Origin of the sequence: Nocardia sp. NPDC059229 (assembly GCF_042754165.1) — a bacterium.
Classification (GTDB): domain Bacteria; phylum Actinomycetota; class Actinomycetes; order Mycobacteriales; family Mycobacteriaceae; genus Nocardia.
On the sequence record NZ_JBHZAK010000015.1, the window covers coordinates 215,400 to 230,542 of the forward strand.

Annotated in this window: 19 protein-coding genes; 6 read left to right on the forward strand and 13 right to left on the reverse strand. The window is 69.0% G+C overall.

Going from position 1 to position 15,143, the window contains the following annotated elements:
- Positions 1-25 precede the first annotated feature (25 nt).
- On the forward strand, positions 26-688 hold the full coding sequence (locus tag ACFXHE_RS30525; RefSeq protein ID WP_379387871.1) for a PadR family transcriptional regulator: 663 nt from the start codon (positions 26-28) through the stop codon (positions 686-688).
- A 190-nt stretch (positions 689-878) separates the two neighbouring features.
- Positions 879-2,078, forward strand: a complete 1,200-nt coding sequence (locus tag ACFXHE_RS30530; protein ID WP_379387872.1) for an FAD-dependent oxidoreductase — start codon at positions 879-881, stop codon at positions 2,076-2,078.
- Here ACFXHE_RS30530 and ACFXHE_RS30535 read toward each other — a convergent pair.
- A complete protein-coding gene (locus ACFXHE_RS30535; protein ID WP_379387873.1) occupies positions 1,984-3,504 on the reverse strand; it encodes an MFS transporter in 1,521 nt (506 codons plus the stop codon). The two genes, ACFXHE_RS30530 and ACFXHE_RS30535, sit on opposite strands and share 95 nt — an antisense overlap.
- Positions 3,505-3,578: 74 nt before the next feature.
- A complete protein-coding gene (locus ACFXHE_RS30540; protein WP_379387874.1) occupies positions 3,579-4,235 on the reverse strand; it encodes a TetR/AcrR family transcriptional regulator in 657 nt (218 codons plus the stop codon).
- Positions 4,236-4,356: 121 nt separating this feature from the next.
- Here ACFXHE_RS30540 and ACFXHE_RS30545 point away from each other — a divergent pair, with 121 nt between their 5' ends.
- From ACFXHE_RS30545 to ACFXHE_RS30555, 3 genes are all read left to right on the forward strand, one after another.
- Positions 4,357-5,232, forward strand: coding sequence for an oxidoreductase (locus ACFXHE_RS30545; protein ID WP_379387875.1), 876 nt, complete (start codon positions 4,357-4,359; stop codon positions 5,230-5,232).
- Positions 5,233-5,331: 99 nt separating this feature from the next.
- On the forward strand, positions 5,332-5,799 hold the full coding sequence (locus ACFXHE_RS30550; protein WP_379387876.1) for a transcriptional regulator: 468 nt from the start codon (positions 5,332-5,334) through the stop codon (positions 5,797-5,799).
- A gap of 47 nt (positions 5,800-5,846) precedes the next feature.
- A complete protein-coding gene (locus ACFXHE_RS30555) occupies positions 5,847-6,212 on the forward strand; it encodes a DUF3817 domain-containing protein (RefSeq protein ID WP_379387909.1) in 366 nt (121 codons plus the stop codon).
- 213 nt (positions 6,213-6,425) lie between these two features.
- Here the strand turns inward: ACFXHE_RS30555 and ACFXHE_RS30560 are convergent, their stop codons facing one another.
- The 10 genes from ACFXHE_RS30560 to clpS all read right to left on the reverse strand — a co-directional run bounded on the left by ACFXHE_RS30560 (position 6,426) and on the right by clpS (position 13,388).
- Positions 6,426-7,034, reverse strand: coding sequence for a non-canonical purine NTP pyrophosphatase (locus tag ACFXHE_RS30560; RefSeq protein ID WP_379387877.1), 609 nt, complete (start codon positions 7,032-7,034; stop codon positions 6,426-6,428).
- The gene (gene rph, locus ACFXHE_RS30565) at positions 7,031-7,801 is read right to left on the reverse strand and encodes a ribonuclease PH (protein ID WP_379387878.1); all 771 of its coding nucleotides are present in this window, start codon (positions 7,799-7,801) and stop codon (positions 7,031-7,033) included. The genes ACFXHE_RS30560 and rph overlap by 4 nt, the downstream gene beginning before the upstream one ends.
- 72 nt (positions 7,802-7,873) lie before the next feature.
- Positions 7,874-8,638: a cyclic nucleotide-degrading phosphodiesterase gene (locus ACFXHE_RS30570; RefSeq protein WP_379387910.1), complete on the reverse strand. Its 765-nt coding sequence runs from the start codon at positions 8,636-8,638 to the stop codon at positions 7,874-7,876.
- Between the two features lie 68 nt (positions 8,639-8,706).
- On the reverse strand, positions 8,707-9,411 hold the full coding sequence (locus ACFXHE_RS30575; protein WP_379387879.1) for a rhomboid family intramembrane serine protease: 705 nt from the start codon (positions 9,409-9,411) through the stop codon (positions 8,707-8,709).
- An 88-nt stretch (positions 9,412-9,499) separates the two neighbouring features.
- Positions 9,500-10,462, reverse strand: coding sequence for a PLP-dependent cysteine synthase family protein (locus tag ACFXHE_RS30580; RefSeq protein WP_379387880.1), 963 nt, complete (start codon positions 10,460-10,462; stop codon positions 9,500-9,502).
- A 2-nt stretch (positions 10,463-10,464) separates the two neighbouring features.
- Positions 10,465-10,743, reverse strand: coding sequence for a MoaD/ThiS family protein (locus ACFXHE_RS30585; RefSeq protein ID WP_354850207.1), 279 nt, complete (start codon positions 10,741-10,743; stop codon positions 10,465-10,467).
- A 50-nt stretch (positions 10,744-10,793) separates the two neighbouring features.
- Entirely contained in the window at positions 10,794-11,225 is a 432-nt protein-coding gene (locus ACFXHE_RS30590; RefSeq protein WP_354850204.1) for a M67 family metallopeptidase, read from the reverse strand.
- A 114-nt stretch (positions 11,226-11,339) separates the two neighbouring features.
- A complete protein-coding gene (locus tag ACFXHE_RS30595; RefSeq protein ID WP_379387881.1) occupies positions 11,340-12,407 on the reverse strand; it encodes a P1 family peptidase in 1,068 nt (355 codons plus the stop codon).
- A gap of 32 nt (positions 12,408-12,439) precedes the next feature.
- A complete protein-coding gene (locus ACFXHE_RS30600) occupies positions 12,440-13,009 on the reverse strand; it encodes a DUF2017 domain-containing protein (RefSeq protein WP_379387911.1) in 570 nt (189 codons plus the stop codon).
- Positions 13,010-13,031: 22 nt separating this feature from the next.
- Positions 13,032-13,388 (reverse strand): ATP-dependent Clp protease adapter ClpS, encoded by a 357-nt coding sequence (gene clpS, locus ACFXHE_RS30605; protein WP_379387882.1) that lies wholly within the window; start codon positions 13,386-13,388, stop codon positions 13,032-13,034.
- A 137-nt stretch (positions 13,389-13,525) separates the two neighbouring features.
- Between clpS and ACFXHE_RS30610 the strand changes: the two genes are divergently transcribed.
- Positions 13,526-14,836, forward strand: coding sequence for a nicotinate phosphoribosyltransferase (locus ACFXHE_RS30610; RefSeq protein WP_379387912.1), 1,311 nt, complete (start codon positions 13,526-13,528; stop codon positions 14,834-14,836).
- Here the strand turns inward: ACFXHE_RS30610 and ACFXHE_RS30615 are convergent.
- Positions 14,766-15,098: a hypothetical protein gene (locus ACFXHE_RS30615; protein ID WP_379387883.1), complete on the reverse strand. Its 333-nt coding sequence runs from the start codon at positions 15,096-15,098 to the stop codon at positions 14,766-14,768. The two genes, ACFXHE_RS30610 and ACFXHE_RS30615, sit on opposite strands and share 71 nt — an antisense overlap.
- Between the last annotated feature and the right edge of the window lie 45 nt (positions 15,099-15,143).

The following is a 15,143-nucleotide window of genomic DNA, read 5'->3' on the forward strand; positions in this document are numbered from 1 at the left end:
TCGTAGACGAGTAAGGGGGTGCCGGATGGCCCGCAAGCGCAAGGTCGCCAATCTGATGGGGCTGGCGGTGCTGTCCGCCGTCGTCGCCAAACCCATGCATCGATACGAGATCGCCGCGCAGTTGCGGGCATGGGGCAAGGACAACGACATGAGCATCAAGTGGGGCTCGCTCTACACGGTCGTGGACAACCTCGCCAAGCACGGCTTCCTCGAGATCGCGGGCAGCGAACGCGACGGCGCCCGGCCGGAACGGACCATCTACCGGATCACCGACGCCGGGCGCGCCGAACTCACCGACTGGACCAGGGAACTCATCGCCGACCCCGAGCCGGAGAAGCGCCGCTTCATGGCCGGGCTGTCCGTCGCCTCGGTGCTGCCGCCCGACGAGGTCGTCGACCTGCTCACCCAGCGAATCACCAAGCTGGACCGGACCATTGCCGAAAACCGCACCCAACTGGCCGCCCTGGACGGCACGGTGCCGCGGCTGTTCCTGATCGAAGAGGACTACGAGCTGGCCATGCTGGCAGCGGAGTCCGAATGGGCACGCGCACTGCGCGATTCGCTCGCCGACGGCAGCTTCCCGGACGTGGAGGGCTGGCGGGCCTGGCATCGCGACGGCGTCATGCCCGCCGACATCGCAGAGCCGGCGGAAGGGGGAGCCGACACACCGCAGTCCCAGCACGACTGATCCACATGGACCGGGCCCCGGCGAGGGTGCTGCAACACCGCCGCCGAAGCCCGGGAACACACCGTCTCGAACCGCGTCCGTGCAGGCGAACCCGGTGCCGAGTTTGGCAACTACAGGATAACTGGGTTCTCCACGCGCGGGACGGTTCGGGGTTTTCGACACCCCTGCGAACACTTCTCGGGAGAGAACCATGTCCATTCGTTCCGCACTCGTCATCGGTGGCGGCATCTCCGGCCCCGTCACCGCCACCGCGCTCCACAAGTCCGGTATCGACGTCACCGTCTACGAGGCCTATCCGGGTCCCGCCTACGGCATCGGCTCCAACCTGGCGCTCGCGCCCAACGGCGTGGCCGCGCTCGACATCGTCGGGGCCGGCGACGCGGTGCGCGCCCACGCGGTGCCCATCAGCCGATCCTCGATGTCGGTCAACGGCAAGCGATTCGAGCTGCCCGGCATGACCGATATCGAGCCGCTGCGGGTGATCGACCGCGCCGACCTGCACCGGGTACTGCACGACAGTGCCGTCGCCGCCGGGGTGCGCTTCGAGTACGACAAGCGGCTCATCGAGGTGGAGGAGCACGCGGGCGGGGTGACCGCCATCTTCGCCGACGGCAGCAGCGCGACCGCGGATGTCCTCATCGGCGCGGACGGAATCCGCTCCACCGTGCGCACCCTGGTCGATCCGAAGGCCCCCGGGCCGACGTACCTGCGCATGCTCAGCTTCGGCGCGTACACCGACTGCCCGATCGACCTGGAGCCGGGCATGATGACCTTCGCCTTCGGCCGGCGCGCCTACTACCTCTACTGGGCCATGCCCGACGGGCGGGTCTCGTGGGGCGCGAATCTGCCCAGCGAGCAGTACTACTCGCTGACCGAGGCCCGGACCGTCCCCGCCGAGCAGTGGCTGCGCGCGCTGCGCGAAACCTACGCCGGGGAGGATCCGGGCGAGCAGCTGGCCCGCCGCACCACCCCGGCGCAGCTGGCCGTGATCGGCGCGCTGCACATCATGCCGCCGGTGCCGCACTGGTACCGGGGCCGGCTGGCACTCACGGGCGACGCCATCCACGCGCCGAGCAACACCTCCGGGCAGGGGGCCTCGCTGGCCATCGAGAGCGGGATCGAGCTGGCCCGGTGCCTGCGCGATATCGACGATCCGGCACGGGCTTTCGCCACCTACGAGGCGCTGCGGCGGCCGCGGGTGGAGGGGGTCGCGGCCCGCGTCGCCCGGATGAACCAGACCAAGGCCGCCGGGCCCGTCGCCCGCAAGGCCATGCAGCTGATGATGCCGCTGCTGTTCAAGCGGATGGATCCGGAGAAGATGCTGGGCGGTGAGCAGCGCTTCCGGATCGATTGGGACGCCACCGTGCGGCCCGCCACCGTGTCGGTCTGATCGTCGAGCGGCCCTGCCGTCGAAAACCGATGCCCCGCTGCAGATTCCGCGGCGGGGCATCGGACGCCACGGTCAGCGCACCGGCAGGACGTCCGGGCGGTCGGCCTCGTCGAGCAGCTTGGTGGCGATATTGTCGATCGCCTGATCCAGCAGAACCCGATCGGCAACGCTCGAGTTGCACCAATCGATCGGCGGAGTCCGGCACGGAGAACTGCTCCCCCACATCGGTGGCCTCGGCCCGCGCGCTGTCGCGGAGTGTCACCTGCTTCAGGAAGAACGCCACCACGACACCGAGCAGGGCCACCGGCACCACCCAGCGGAAGACGAAGTCGATGGAGTCCGCGTAGGCGTGAATGATGGGTGCGGACTGCTGTTTCGGCAGATCCCGCAGCACCGCCGGATTCTGCGCCGCCTGCGGCGGGACCCGCGCCTCGATCAGCGCCGCCTCCAGATTCGGGCGCAGCTTGTTCGTGTACAGGGTGCCGAACACGGTGGTACCGAACGCGCTGCCGATGGTGCGGAAGAAGGTGACGCCGGAGGTGGCGGTCCCCAGATCCGAGTACGGGACGCTGTTCTGCACGGCGATGGTCAGCACCTGCATGGCCAGACCGACACCCAAGCCCAGGATCAGCATGTACACCGACATGACCCAGAAGCTGGTGTTCGCCCCCATAGTCGACATCAGGTACAGCCCCAGCGCCATCACCGCGCAGCCGATGATCGGGAAAGCCTTGTAGTGCCCCGTCTTTCCGACGATATTGCCGGACAGGATCGACGTGAAGAACAACCCGACCACCAGCGGCAGCGTGCGCACTCCGGACGCGGTCGCCGAAACACCCTGCACGTATTGCAGATACGCGGGCAGGTAGGTCATGGCGCCCAGCAGCGCGAAGCCGACGATTAAGCTCAGGATCGAGCACACCGTGAACACATTGCTGCGGAACAGGTGCATGGGGAGCATGGGTTCGGGGGCCCGGAACTCCGCGGCCACGAAGGTCGCCATCAGCACCACCGCGGCCGCGAACAGGCCGATGATGGTGGGCGAGCCCCACGCGTATTCCTGCCCGCCCCACTCCAATCCGAGGATCAGGCAGGCGACGCCGACCGCGATCAGCGCGATGCCGAGGTAGTCCACGATCGGTTTGACGACCGCCCTGGTCATCGGGATGGTGCGGGCCGCCAGCGCGATCATGACGATGGCCAGAGGGACATTCACGTAGAAGCACCAGCGCCAGCTCAGGTGGTCGGTGAACAACCCGCCCAGCGTCGGCCCGATGACGGTGGTGATGCCGAAGACCGCGCCCAGCGCGCCCTGGTACTTGCCGCGTTCGCGCAGCGGGATGACATCGGCGATGAGGGCCGTCGAGGTGACCATGAGCCCGCCCGCCCCCAGCCCCTGCACCGCGCGCCACGATGAGCCGCTCACCAGCCACTCTGTGGCAACGACACGGCGACTCGGCCATTCCACAGAGCGACCGATCAGTTCGTGTGCGGCACCGGTCAGTTCGCGCGCACCGCGTACCCGCCGAGCGCGGGTTCGAGGGTGCCGAAGGCCGCAGCCACCTGCTCGCCCAGCATCGTGGCGATGGCGTCGTTCGACTCCCCCGCGACCGTGCGCCGCAGCACCTCCTCGAACAGGGTGCGATGCACGCCGCCCAGCAGCGCGGCCGCCAGCCGGGCGGTGAAATCATCTGCGGCGCAACCAGTTTCCCGCGCCAGCACCTCGGCCAGCCGCCGCTCCCGGTCCTCGTGGAACTCCCGCAGCCGCGCCACCAGCGCGGGGCTGCCGGTGATCAGGGCGGCGAAGTCCGGCCCGGAGAATCCGGCGAGCACGGCATCCTTGTCCGCGACCGCGGCCAGATACACCCGCCGCAGCGCGGCCAGCGCCGACTCACCGGCCCGCCGCTCGCGCACCGTGACCGCCGGACCCGCGACGAAGGCGTCGTGAATATCCAGCACCAGGTCTTCCTTGCGCGGGAAGTAGTTGGTCACGGTCATCTTGGCGACCTCGGAAGCCTCGGCGATCTCGGCGATGGTGACATTGTCGTAGCCGCGGTCCAGGAACAGCCGGGTGGCGGTGTTCGAGATGTTCTGTCTGGTCTGCAGCTTTTTGCGCTCGCGCAGGCCCAGCGGCGCGGCGGTGGGCGGGGATGCCATGAAACCATTATCATCACCATTTTATGACTGTCACAAGTTTGCCCCGGCCCGCGAGGGCTACCGCCGGAACTTACTCTGAAGTAAGGTCGAACCAACGACTCGAATTGTGAGGTCAGCAGCCATGGCATGGAAGCCCAGCGAAATCCCGGACCAGACCGGACGCACCTTCGTGATCACCGGCGCCAACGGCGGGCTCGGCGAGCAGACCACCACGGTGCTCGCGGGCAAGGGCGCCACCGTCATCATGGCCTGCCGCAATGCCGCCAAGGCCCAGGAGGTGGCCGACCGCATCGAGGGTGACGTGCGGGTGGCGAGCCTGGACCTGGCCAGCCTCGACTCGGTGCGGCAGTTCGCCGAGGGCACAGGCGAATTCGACGTGCTCATCAATAACGCGGGCCTGATGAACATCCCGTTCTCCCGCACCAAGGACGGCTTCGAAACCCAGTGGGGCGTCAACCATCTCGGCCACTTCGCCCTGACCGGGCTGCTGCTGGACCGGATCGGCGACCGGGTGGTCACCCTGGCCTCCATCGCCCACAAGCAGACACCCAAGCTGTGGATCGACGACCTCAACTACGAGCACCGCCGCTACCAGCGCAATCTCGCCTACGCGCAGGCCAAGCTGTCGAACCTGATGTTCGCCCGCGAACTGCAGCGGCGGCTGACCGAGGCCGGTTCGGCCAAGCGCTCCTACGCGGTACACCCGGGCGTCTCGGCGACCGACCTGTTCGCCCACACCGAAACCGTCCTCGACAAGATCTCGAAGCCGTTCATCCGGATCGTGGGCCAGTCCCCATACCACGCGGCCTACTCCTCGCTGTTCGCCGCGACCAATACCGACGCCGACCCGACCGTCTACTGGGGTCCCACCCGCTTGTTCGGCAGCCAGGGCCCGGTCGAGCCCTCGCCGTCCAGCAAGATCTCGCAGGATCCGGAACTGCTGCGCAGGCTCTGGACCGAGTCCGAGCGTCTGACCGGGGTCACCTACAAGCTCTGAGCCCCGTGCCCGGGGCCCGTCGCATCATCCGGTGCGGCGGGCCCTGCTGTTACCCACCTCCTACTACGCAGTGCGTAGTCCCCAGGTACCGTGGAGTGCGTGCCCGCTCCCCATCGCCGCCCGGCCCTGATCGTGTTCGTGGTTGTGGCGTTCGCGGCATGCCTGGGGCTGGGCTACTGGCAGTGGACCCGTTTCGAGTCCGGCGGCGGCACCTATCAGAATCTCGGCTACGCGCTGCAATGGCCGTTGTTCGCCGGATTCGTGGTGTGGGCCTACGTCCGATTCGTGCGCCTGGAGCAGGAAGCCGAGCATTACGACGCTCCGGTGTCGGAACCGGCCGCCGCGTCCACGCCGACCGGCGCCCCCGCCGACCGGCCGCGCCGGCCGAAACCCACGGCGCCGCGCGAAATCCCGGCGGGCCTGCTGCCGGAGCGCCCGAAAGCCGCCCGGGACGAGGATCCCGAGCTCGCCGAATACAACAGGTACCTGGCCGATCTGCACGCCCGTGACATGGACGACAAGGTCCGTGACGCCGGTCTGCACCACACCGAGAGGAGCGCCGGTTGAGCACCCGCGACAACTCCGCACCATCCCCCGTCGCCGGTGACACCACGCTGGCACCCCGCCCACTCGGCGCCGCCGCGCCCGCGAAGATCCGCGGCGCGCTGACCCGCTACCGCGCCCTGGCCTACATCACCGGTGTCTGGCTGCTGGTGCTGTGCGGTGAGATGGTCTACAAGTACCTCATCCTCGACGACAGCAGCACCGCCCCGCACTGGCTGTTCTACATCGGCCAGGTGCACGGCATCTTCTACATGATCTACCTGGTCTTCACCATCGACCTCGGCATCAAGGCCCGCTGGAAGCCCGCCACCACGGCCCTGACCTGCATCGCGGGCACGATCCCGTTCCTGTCCTTCGTCTTCGAGCACTACCGCACCCGCGAGGTCAAGGCTCTCACCGCCTCTCCGGGACGCTGAACCGCCTCTCCGGGACGCTAGCGGGCGGCTCGGGAGCCGTCGGCCGTCGCGGACCCGTGCCGGCGGTCGGGTGCCGAAACTATCTTGGGCGTACCCGGGGAGTTACCCCGAACGGCACGAGATCACTTGCCGCTCTCTCGATCGAACTACACGCGAACGGCCGAAAAGGGTTCGGGGACCAGGTCCCCGAACCCTTTTCGCGTCTACGGGAATTCAGTTTCCGGCGAGGGCCGCCAGCGCCGGGAGGAGCTGACGCAGGGCGCGGCCGCGGTGCGAGGCAGCATCCTTCTCGGCCGGGGTGAGCTGGGCGGAGGAGACGTCGCCGCCGTCCGGGAAGAACAGCGGGTCGTAGCCGAAACCGCCGTCGCCCACCGGTTTCCGGCCGATCACACCCGGCCACTCGCCGCGCACGACCTCCTCGACGCCGTCGGCGACCAGGGCGCAGGCGGAGACGAAGCGGGCGCCGCGGCGCTCGTCGGGGACGTCGCCGAGCTGGGCCAGCAGCAGGGTGTTGTTGGCCCCGTCATTGCCGTGGGTACCGGACCAGCGCGCCGACAGCACGCCGGGCATGCCGTTGAGCGCATCCACCTCGAGACCGGAATCGTCTGCGACGCAAGGCAATCCGGTGGCGGCGAAACCGTCGCGGGCCTTGGCGACGGCATTGCCCTCGAAGGTGGCGGCGGTCTCGGGGGCCTCGTCGTAGGGCGGCACGTCGTTCAGCCCGACGATCTCGATGCCCGCGATACCGGCCTCATCCAGGATGCGGCGCAGCTCGTTCAGCTTCTTGGCATTGCGACTGGCGACCAGGACGCGGCGGGTCATCGCTTCTTGGACTCCCCGGGCTCCGGCAGCACGCCCGGGTAGGGCAGCGCGAGGGCGGCCTTCTGCACCACGAACAGCCGCTCACAGCCCGCCAGTGCGGAGTCGAGCAGCTTGTCGAGGGTGGAGCGCGGGAAGGTGGCGCCCTCGCCGGTGCCCTGGATCTCCACCAGGGTGCCGGTGTCGGTGGCGACCACGTTCATGTCGACCTCGGCGCGCGAATCCTCCTCGTACGGCAGGTCGAGGCGCACCCGGCCGTCGACCACGCCGACGCTCACCGCGGCGATGGCGCAGGAGATCGGTTGCGGGTCGGTCAGTTTCCCGGCCGCGCCCAGGTAGGTGATGGCGTCCGAGAGCGCGACATACGCTCCGGTGATGGCGGCGGTGCGGGTGCCGCCGTCGGCCTGCAGCACATCACAGTCCACCGCGATGGTGTTCTCGCCGATGGTCGACAGGTCGATGCAGGCGCGCAGCGAACGGCCGATCAGCCGCGAGATCTCCTGGGTGCGGCCACCGACCTTGCCCTTCACCGACTCTCGTCCCGAGCGGGTGTGCGTCGCGGCGGGCAGCATGGCGTATTCGGCCGTCAGCCAGCCCAATCCGGACTCGCGCCGCCACGGCGGCACCCCGTCGGTGACGCTCGCGGTGCACATCACCCGCGTCTGCCCGAACTCCACCAGCACGGACCCCGCCGGGTGCGTGGTGAAACCGCGGGTGATCCGTACGTCGCGGAGTTCGTCATCCGCCCTGCCATCGGCTCGTTTCGACACGGCCCTCAGCGTAGTGGCCCACGATCCGGTGTCGCCCGCGCCCCGCGGAATAGCGTCGGCGCGTGCCGAAGATCAGATGTCGAAGACCTCGCCCGGGGAGACCGCGTGCACGGGACCGCTGAAAACCGCCTTGGCTTCGGCGATGACGTCCTCGCGGGAGGTCCACGGCGGAATGTGGGTGAGGAGAAGCTCGCCGACACCGGCCTGGGCGGCGATCAGGCCCGCCTCGTGGCCGGAGAGATGGATACCCGGCGGGCGGTTGGCCGGGTCGTGGGTCCAGGAGGCCTCGGAGAGCAGAACGTCTGCGCCGCTGGCCAACTCGAAGACCTCGTCACACAGGGCGGTGTCGCCGGTGTAGACGAAGGTGCGGCCGGCGGCGGTGGAGATGCGCAGGCCGTAGGACTCCGGCGGGTGGTACATGCGGCGGGCCTCGACGGTGTGGCCGGGGCCGAAGGGCGCCGGAACATCCGCCTGCCAGACCCGCATGTCGATCACGTCGGACCAGTCGTCGGTCTCGCCGCCGATCTCCGCCGAGGCGTTGCCGATTCGCAGCGCGGTGTCGGTGGGGCCGTAGACGACGGCCTTACCCGTGGGCGGATTGGGGTGGTAGCGGCGCCACACCAGCAGGCCCGGCAAATCCAGGCAGTGGTCGGCGTGCAGGTGGGTCAGGAAGATGTCGACCTCACCCGGATCCAGGTGGCGCTGCAGCGCGCCGAGTACCCCGGGGCCGAAATCGATGACGGTCGGTGTCATATCCGGGCCGGTCAGCAGGTAACCCGACGCCGGGGAATCCGGGCCGGACACACTGCCCGAGCACCCGAGGACGGTGAGGCGCATTCCCCCATGCTGCCACGCTGCATTCTCACTCAAGGAGGGATCCCCCAAATCGCCGACCGCGTCCAGCGTCACCCCTGCGACGCGAGACGGCCGGCGTCAGCCCCACGACGATGACGACGTTCATTCCCAGAGAGTACCCATCCGGCAACCACTCCACCTATCGCCCCGAAAAGATGTCCTTGCCAAGAGATTTCCGGGTTGCCGGGCAGAACGCCCCACAGGATCGAACCGTAGAGCACCGCCACCGCCACTCCGACCGCGATCTGCAACACATTTCGCGCGAACCAGCCCCAGCAGATCAGATATGTGAGCCAGCCGAACACCAGCACCGAGGCGCCGACCGACACGCTGTGCGGCGGCGCCGTGAACCACTGGCCCACCCCGGCGATCACCCAGATGATGGCCGTCGCCGTCAGCCCCCGCCCGATCCCGGTCAGCAGGGTGAGCAGCCCGAGCACGATCACCGGCAGCGTGTTCCCGAACAGATGCCCCCAATTGGCATGCAGCACAGGCGCGAACAGAATGCCGGCCAGCCCGTCCTCGCTGCGCGGCTTCACCCCCGCCTGATCCAGCTCGTTGTTCGTGAGGCTGTTGACCCCCTCCACGAGATACAGCAACGCCGTGAATCCCAGGGTCAGCGCAATGGCGCGCTGCCACAGCAACTTCAGAGCACCATTCCCGCCCGACCCGCCCGCCGGCTTCGCCAGCTGTCCCCGCAACCGCGCGATCCGATCCGGATCGAACGACGCGCCCATCCCGCTCCCGCCGCTCATAGCAAGACCTCCTAGCCGCCCTGCCCCGAGCCTACCGCCGCACCGAGTCGGACCGCCTCGGGGAAATCCCCGAGGCGCCGGGGCCGAGTCAGGCCCAGAGCTGGCCGTCGAGCTTCTCCTCGGCCTCTTCGAGGGTGCCGTCGTAGGCGCCGGTGGAGAGGTATTTCCAGCCGCCGTCGGCGACGATGAAGGCGATGTCGGCGCGCTTGCCCGCCTGCTGTGCCTTCTTGGCGACGCCGAGGGCGGCGTGCAGGATGGCGCCGGTGGAGATGCCCGCGAAAATGCCCTCTTCGAGGATCAATTCGCGGGTGCGGCGGACGGCGTCGTAGGGGCCGACCGAGAAGCGGGAGGTCAGGACGGACTCGTCGTAGAGCTCGGGGACGAAGCCCTCGTCGAGATTGCGCAGGCCGTAGACCAGTTCGCCGTAGCGCGGCTCGGCGGCGACGATATCGATGCCGGGGACCTTTTCACGCAGGAAGCGGCCGGTGCCCATGAGCGTGCCGGTGGTGCCCAGACCCGCCACGAAGTGCGTGATCTCGGGCAGGTCGGCGAGGATCTCGGGGCCGGTGGTCTCGTAGTGCGCCAGCAAGTTGGCCGGATTGCCGTACTGGTAGAGCATCACCCAGTCCGGATTCTCCGCGGCGATCTGCTTGGCCAGCGCCACAGCCTGATTGGAGCCGCCCTCGGCCGGGGAGTCGATGATCTCGGCGCCGAACATGGTGAGCAGCTGCCGCCGCTCCACCGAGGTGTTCTCCGGCATCACGCACACCAGGCGATAGCCCTTGAGCTTGGCCGCCATGGCCAGCGAGATACCGGTATTGCCGCTGGTGGGTTCGAGAATCGTGCAGCCGGGCGTGAGCCGCCCGTCGGCCTCGGCCTGCTCGATCATGCGCAGCGCCGGGCGGTCCTTGATGGATCCGGTCGGATTGCGGTCCTCGAGCTTGGCCCACAGCCGCACGTGCTCGTCACCGTCCCACTGCGGGGACAGGTTCTTCAACCCCACCAGCGGGGTGTTGCCCAGTGTCGCGATCAGCGACTCGTAGCGCGCCACGATTAGCGCGCGCCGCCGGCGACCGCCGGGAGGATGGTGACGGTACCGTTCTCGGGTACCTCGGCCTCGAGCCCGCCGCTGAAGCGGACATCCTCGTCGTCGACGTAGATGTTGACGTAGCGGTTGAGCTTGCCGTCCTTGAGCAGCTTCGCCTCCAGGCCCGGGTAGTTGGCCTCCAGGTCGGCGATGAGGGCGGCCAGGGTCGCGCCCTGGGCCTGAACCCGCTTCTCGCCCTTGGTGATCGGGCGCATGATGGTCGGGATGGACACGGTGACCGGCATGAGGGGGACTCCTTGTGTTGTTCCGGCGGGCGGGGTGCGGTGAAAGTCGTTCAGGCGTCTGCGGATTCGCTGTAGGCGGCAACGATCTCGACGGGCTCCTCGGTGACCTCGCCCTCGAGGATCCGATAGCTGCGCAGGTCGTGCCGCTCCGGATCGCGGGTGGAGATCAGCACGTAGTGGGCATTGGGCTCGGACGCGAAGGCGATGTCGGTGCGGCTCGGGTACGCCTCGGTGGCGGTGTGCGAGTGGTAGATGACCACCGGCTCCTCGTCGGCGGCATCCATCTCCCGCCACAGCCGCAGCTGCTCACCCGAGTCGAACTCGTAGAAGGTGGGCGAGCGCGCGGCATTGATCATGGGGATGAACCGCTCGGGCCGATCGGAGCCCTCGGGACCGGCGATGACACCGCACGCCTCGTCGGGGTGGTCGGCGCGCGCGTGCGCGACCATCGCCTCCACGAGGTCGGCCCTGATCACCAGCACAGTCGCATCCTTCCGCTCGACGCCCCGGCCGAACGGCCGAAACGCTGTCGTCAACAGGTGAGACTAGGCGGCTATTCCCGATGAACCCGGTCACACCCCGGTGCCCCGCACCCGTCACGGCTGCGACCCGAACAGGTCACGGTAGGCGGGGATGCCCGCCACCGAGGTCGCCGACAGGATCGCGTCCACGATCGCGCGCTCCACGCAGACCGCCGCGGCCGTGCACAGCTGGTCCAGGATCAGCAGATCAGCGGGGAAGGCCGGCGGCATCGGAAGCGCCGGCGGCTGCTCGGCGGTGCCGGTGGACAGCGCGAACAGGGTGTCGCCGTCCAGCGGCGAATGCGCGGGCCGGACGGCCCGGGCCAGCCCGTCGTGCGCGGTCGCGGCCAGCCGCTTGCAGGCCGCGGGATCCAGCGCCGCGTCGGTCGCGACCACGCCGATGGTGGTGTTGAGCACGGTTCCCTTCACCGCGAGGGCATTCGCGGCCGCCAGCTGTTCGGCGGTGGCCGGGCGCAATCCGAAATGCTCGGGGCCGTCGGTGCCCGCGCCCCACGGCAATCCGGTGCGCGGGTCGAAGACCGAGCCGACCGGATTGGCCACGATCACCGCGCCGACGGTGATGCCCGCCGCCGGGCCGTCGGTGAAACGCACACTGGCCGTGCCGATCCCGCCCTTGATCGACCCCGCCCGCGCGCCCACGCCCGCACCGACCGACCCGCGCTCGAACGCCGGGTCCGCGGCCTCCGCCGCCAGGAAACCGAAATCGGCGTCGGGCCGAATGTTCCACGCCCCCACCGGAAGATCGAAGATGACCGCCGCGGGCACGATCGGCACCACGCGGGACGGGTCGGCGGGATCCATCGGGATCCCCTCCCGGTGCTCCTCCAGCCAGCGCATGACGCCGTCGGCCGCGGCCAGCCCGTAGGCGCTGCCGCCGGTGAGCAGGATCGCATTCACCTGCCGCACAGTGTTTCCCGGGTCCAGCAGGTCGGTCTCGCGGGTGCCCGGACCGCCGCCTCGCACGTCCACCGCGGCCACGGCCCCGTCCGGCACCCGCACCACCGTGCAGCCGGTGGCCGCGCCCGACCCGAGGGTGGCGTTCGCATCCAGCGCGTGGTACTGGCCGACCAGGACGCCGTCGACGTCGGTGATCGAATTACGTGGTCCCGCACCACTGTTCACGGCAGTTCCTCCTCGGTGCCACGTCCGCTGTCCTAGGGCGCGAGCGCCTGGATCAGTGAGTCCTGCATCCAGGTGAGCCAGTGGTAGACCTCGAGGCTCGGCCCGCGCGGATCGTCGTCCGGGAAATGGTCGGGCGTGTCGGTGGTGATGTCCAGGGCCGTGCCGAGGGCCAGCCGCACGTCGTTGAGCGCGGTGAGCCAGGCGTGCGCCTGTTCCTGGCTGATGATGATCTTGCCGCCCTGCGGCGGCAGCGTTTCCAGGATGACCAGCCCGGCGGCCACCTTGGACTCGATGATCTCCGGCTCGTGCAGGCTGCGCAGGGCGCTGTTGAGGCCGGCGCGCTCGGCGTCGGGGGAACCGGGTTCGGGGCGATGAAAGTCCGGCAGCAGCCGGGCCAGCCGCGGGTCATCGGGCGGTTCGGTGTTGCCCGTCTGTAGCCCGGTCAGCTCCGCGAGGTCGTCCTCGGGCGCCGAACGGGCCCGATCGGTGAGCAGTCCGGTGACGGCCCCGACCAGCGAACGCAATACCTCCGCCTCGTGGGCGTCCATTTCCGAACGCAGTTTCAGCCCGCCCAGGGAGGTCTTTCTGCTCCACTTCCGCACGGGGTTACCGTAGTCGTCCTGTTCACTCGTCACGTTGCATGGTGGCCCACAGCCCGGCCGCGTGCAGCCGTTGGACGTCGTGCTCCATCTTGTCGCGCGAACCGGCGGACACCACGGCCTTGCCATCGTTGTGGACCTTCAGCATCAGCTCGGTTGCCTTGCCTTTGCTGTAGCCGAAGAGCTTCTGGAAGATGTAGGTCACGTAGTGCATGAGGTTGACCGGATCGTCCCATACGACGGTCACCCATGGCCGGTCCTCGGCCTCCAGAATCTCGGAATATTCAATGGCCTCCGGTGTCGCCTGTGCCGCCGACATAGTCACGTTGACGCCCGCCGGACCGGCGGCGACCCGGACAACGTCCTGATTACACAGACCCATAACAACCAGGGTACGACCTGAGAACACAGAAACAACAGCCCGCGCGACACGCCGTCCCGACGTGGACGTGAGATCGATGCCCGGGCGTGGCGCATGGTCGGTGGGACGGCCGTCGATGTGCTTAGAGTGTTCCCGTGATGATCGCGGACGGACTGACCAGTACGGCCTTGCTGACCGACCAGTACGAGCTCACCATGCTGTCGGCAGCGCTGGCCGACGGTTCGGCCCAGCGGCAGTGCACCTTCGAAGTATTCGCTCGCAGGTTGCCGAACGGTCGGCGCTACGGCGTGGTCGCGGGGACCGGGCGGTTGCTGACGGCCCTGAGCGAATTCCGTTTCGGCGAACCCGAACTCGCGGTCGCCGAGCGCTTCCTGGACAACCGCACCCTGGAGTGGCTGCGCGACTACCGCTTCCGCGGCGACATCGACGGCTACCGCGAGGGCGAGCTCTACTTCCCCGGCTCCCCGATCGTCACCGTGCGCGGCACCTTCGCCGAATGCGTACTGCTGGAAACCCTCATCCTGTCCATCTACAACCACGACAGCGCCATCGCCGCCGCGGCCGCCCGCATGGTGAGCGCCGCCGGCGGCCGCCGCATGATCGAAATGGGTTCGCGCCGAACACATGAGCTCGCTGCCCCCGCCAGCGCCCGCGCCGCCTACCTGGCCGGTTTCGACGCCACCTCCAATCTGGAGGCGGCCCGCAGCTTCGGTGTCCCCAGCGGCGGCACCAGCGCACACGCCTTCACCCTGCTGCACAGCGGCGCGGACGGCGCGCACGAGGCGGCCGCCTTCCGCAGCCAGGTCGAGGCGCTGGGCGTGGGCACCACGCTGCTCGTCGACACCTTCGACATCACCCGCGGGGTGGCCGCCGCCATCGAGGTGGCCGGGCCCGAGTTGGGCGGTGTACGCATCGATTCCGGTGATCTGGGTGTGCTGGCCCGGCAGGTGCGCGAGCAGCTCGACGCGCTGGGCGCGGTGCGCACCCGCATCGTGGTGTCCGGTGACCTGGACGAATACGCCATCGCCGCGCTGCGCGCCGAACCGGTGGACGTCTACGGCGTCGGCACCGCACTGGTCACCGGCTCCGGCGCGCCGACCGCGGGCATGGTCTACAAGCTGGTCGAGGTGGAGGGCATCCCGGTGGCGAAACGCAGCTCCCACAAGGAGTCTCGCGGCGGCACCAAGCGCGCGGTCCGGCTGGCGCGGCGCACCGGCACCATCGTCGAGGAAATCGTCTACCCCGCCACCGCGGCCCGCCCGGACCCGGACGGCTTCGACATCCGCGACGTCCAGGTCCCGCTGGTCCGCGACGGCGAGGTGCTGACCGGCCAGCCCACCCTGGCGCAGAGCCGGGAACTGGTGGCCAAGAGCTTGATCAGCCTTCCCTGGGAGGGCCTGAAGCTGTCGGCGGGCGAACCCGCGATTCCGACGACGTTTCTGAGCTGACCCGCCACCACAGCCCCGCCGCGATCACCGCGGCGGGCGCGGCGAACAGGGCCGTGCGCACCAGCGCGCCCAGCAAATCGTCGGCCTCGAACGAGATCTCGTGCCACGCCAGATTCGCCACCACACTGGCGATCTCGAACGCCACGAAGAACCGCAGGGCCATCAGTGCGGCACTTTTCATCATTTCCCCCGTTACATCTTTCGCCTCGGCCGCGATGGAGCGACCGATGCTGCCGTGGACCGGCCGGGCGCCGGGCGGCACAATGCAATACGAGCGGCGCGCCGTCGTGGTTCAGCCGCCGATTTC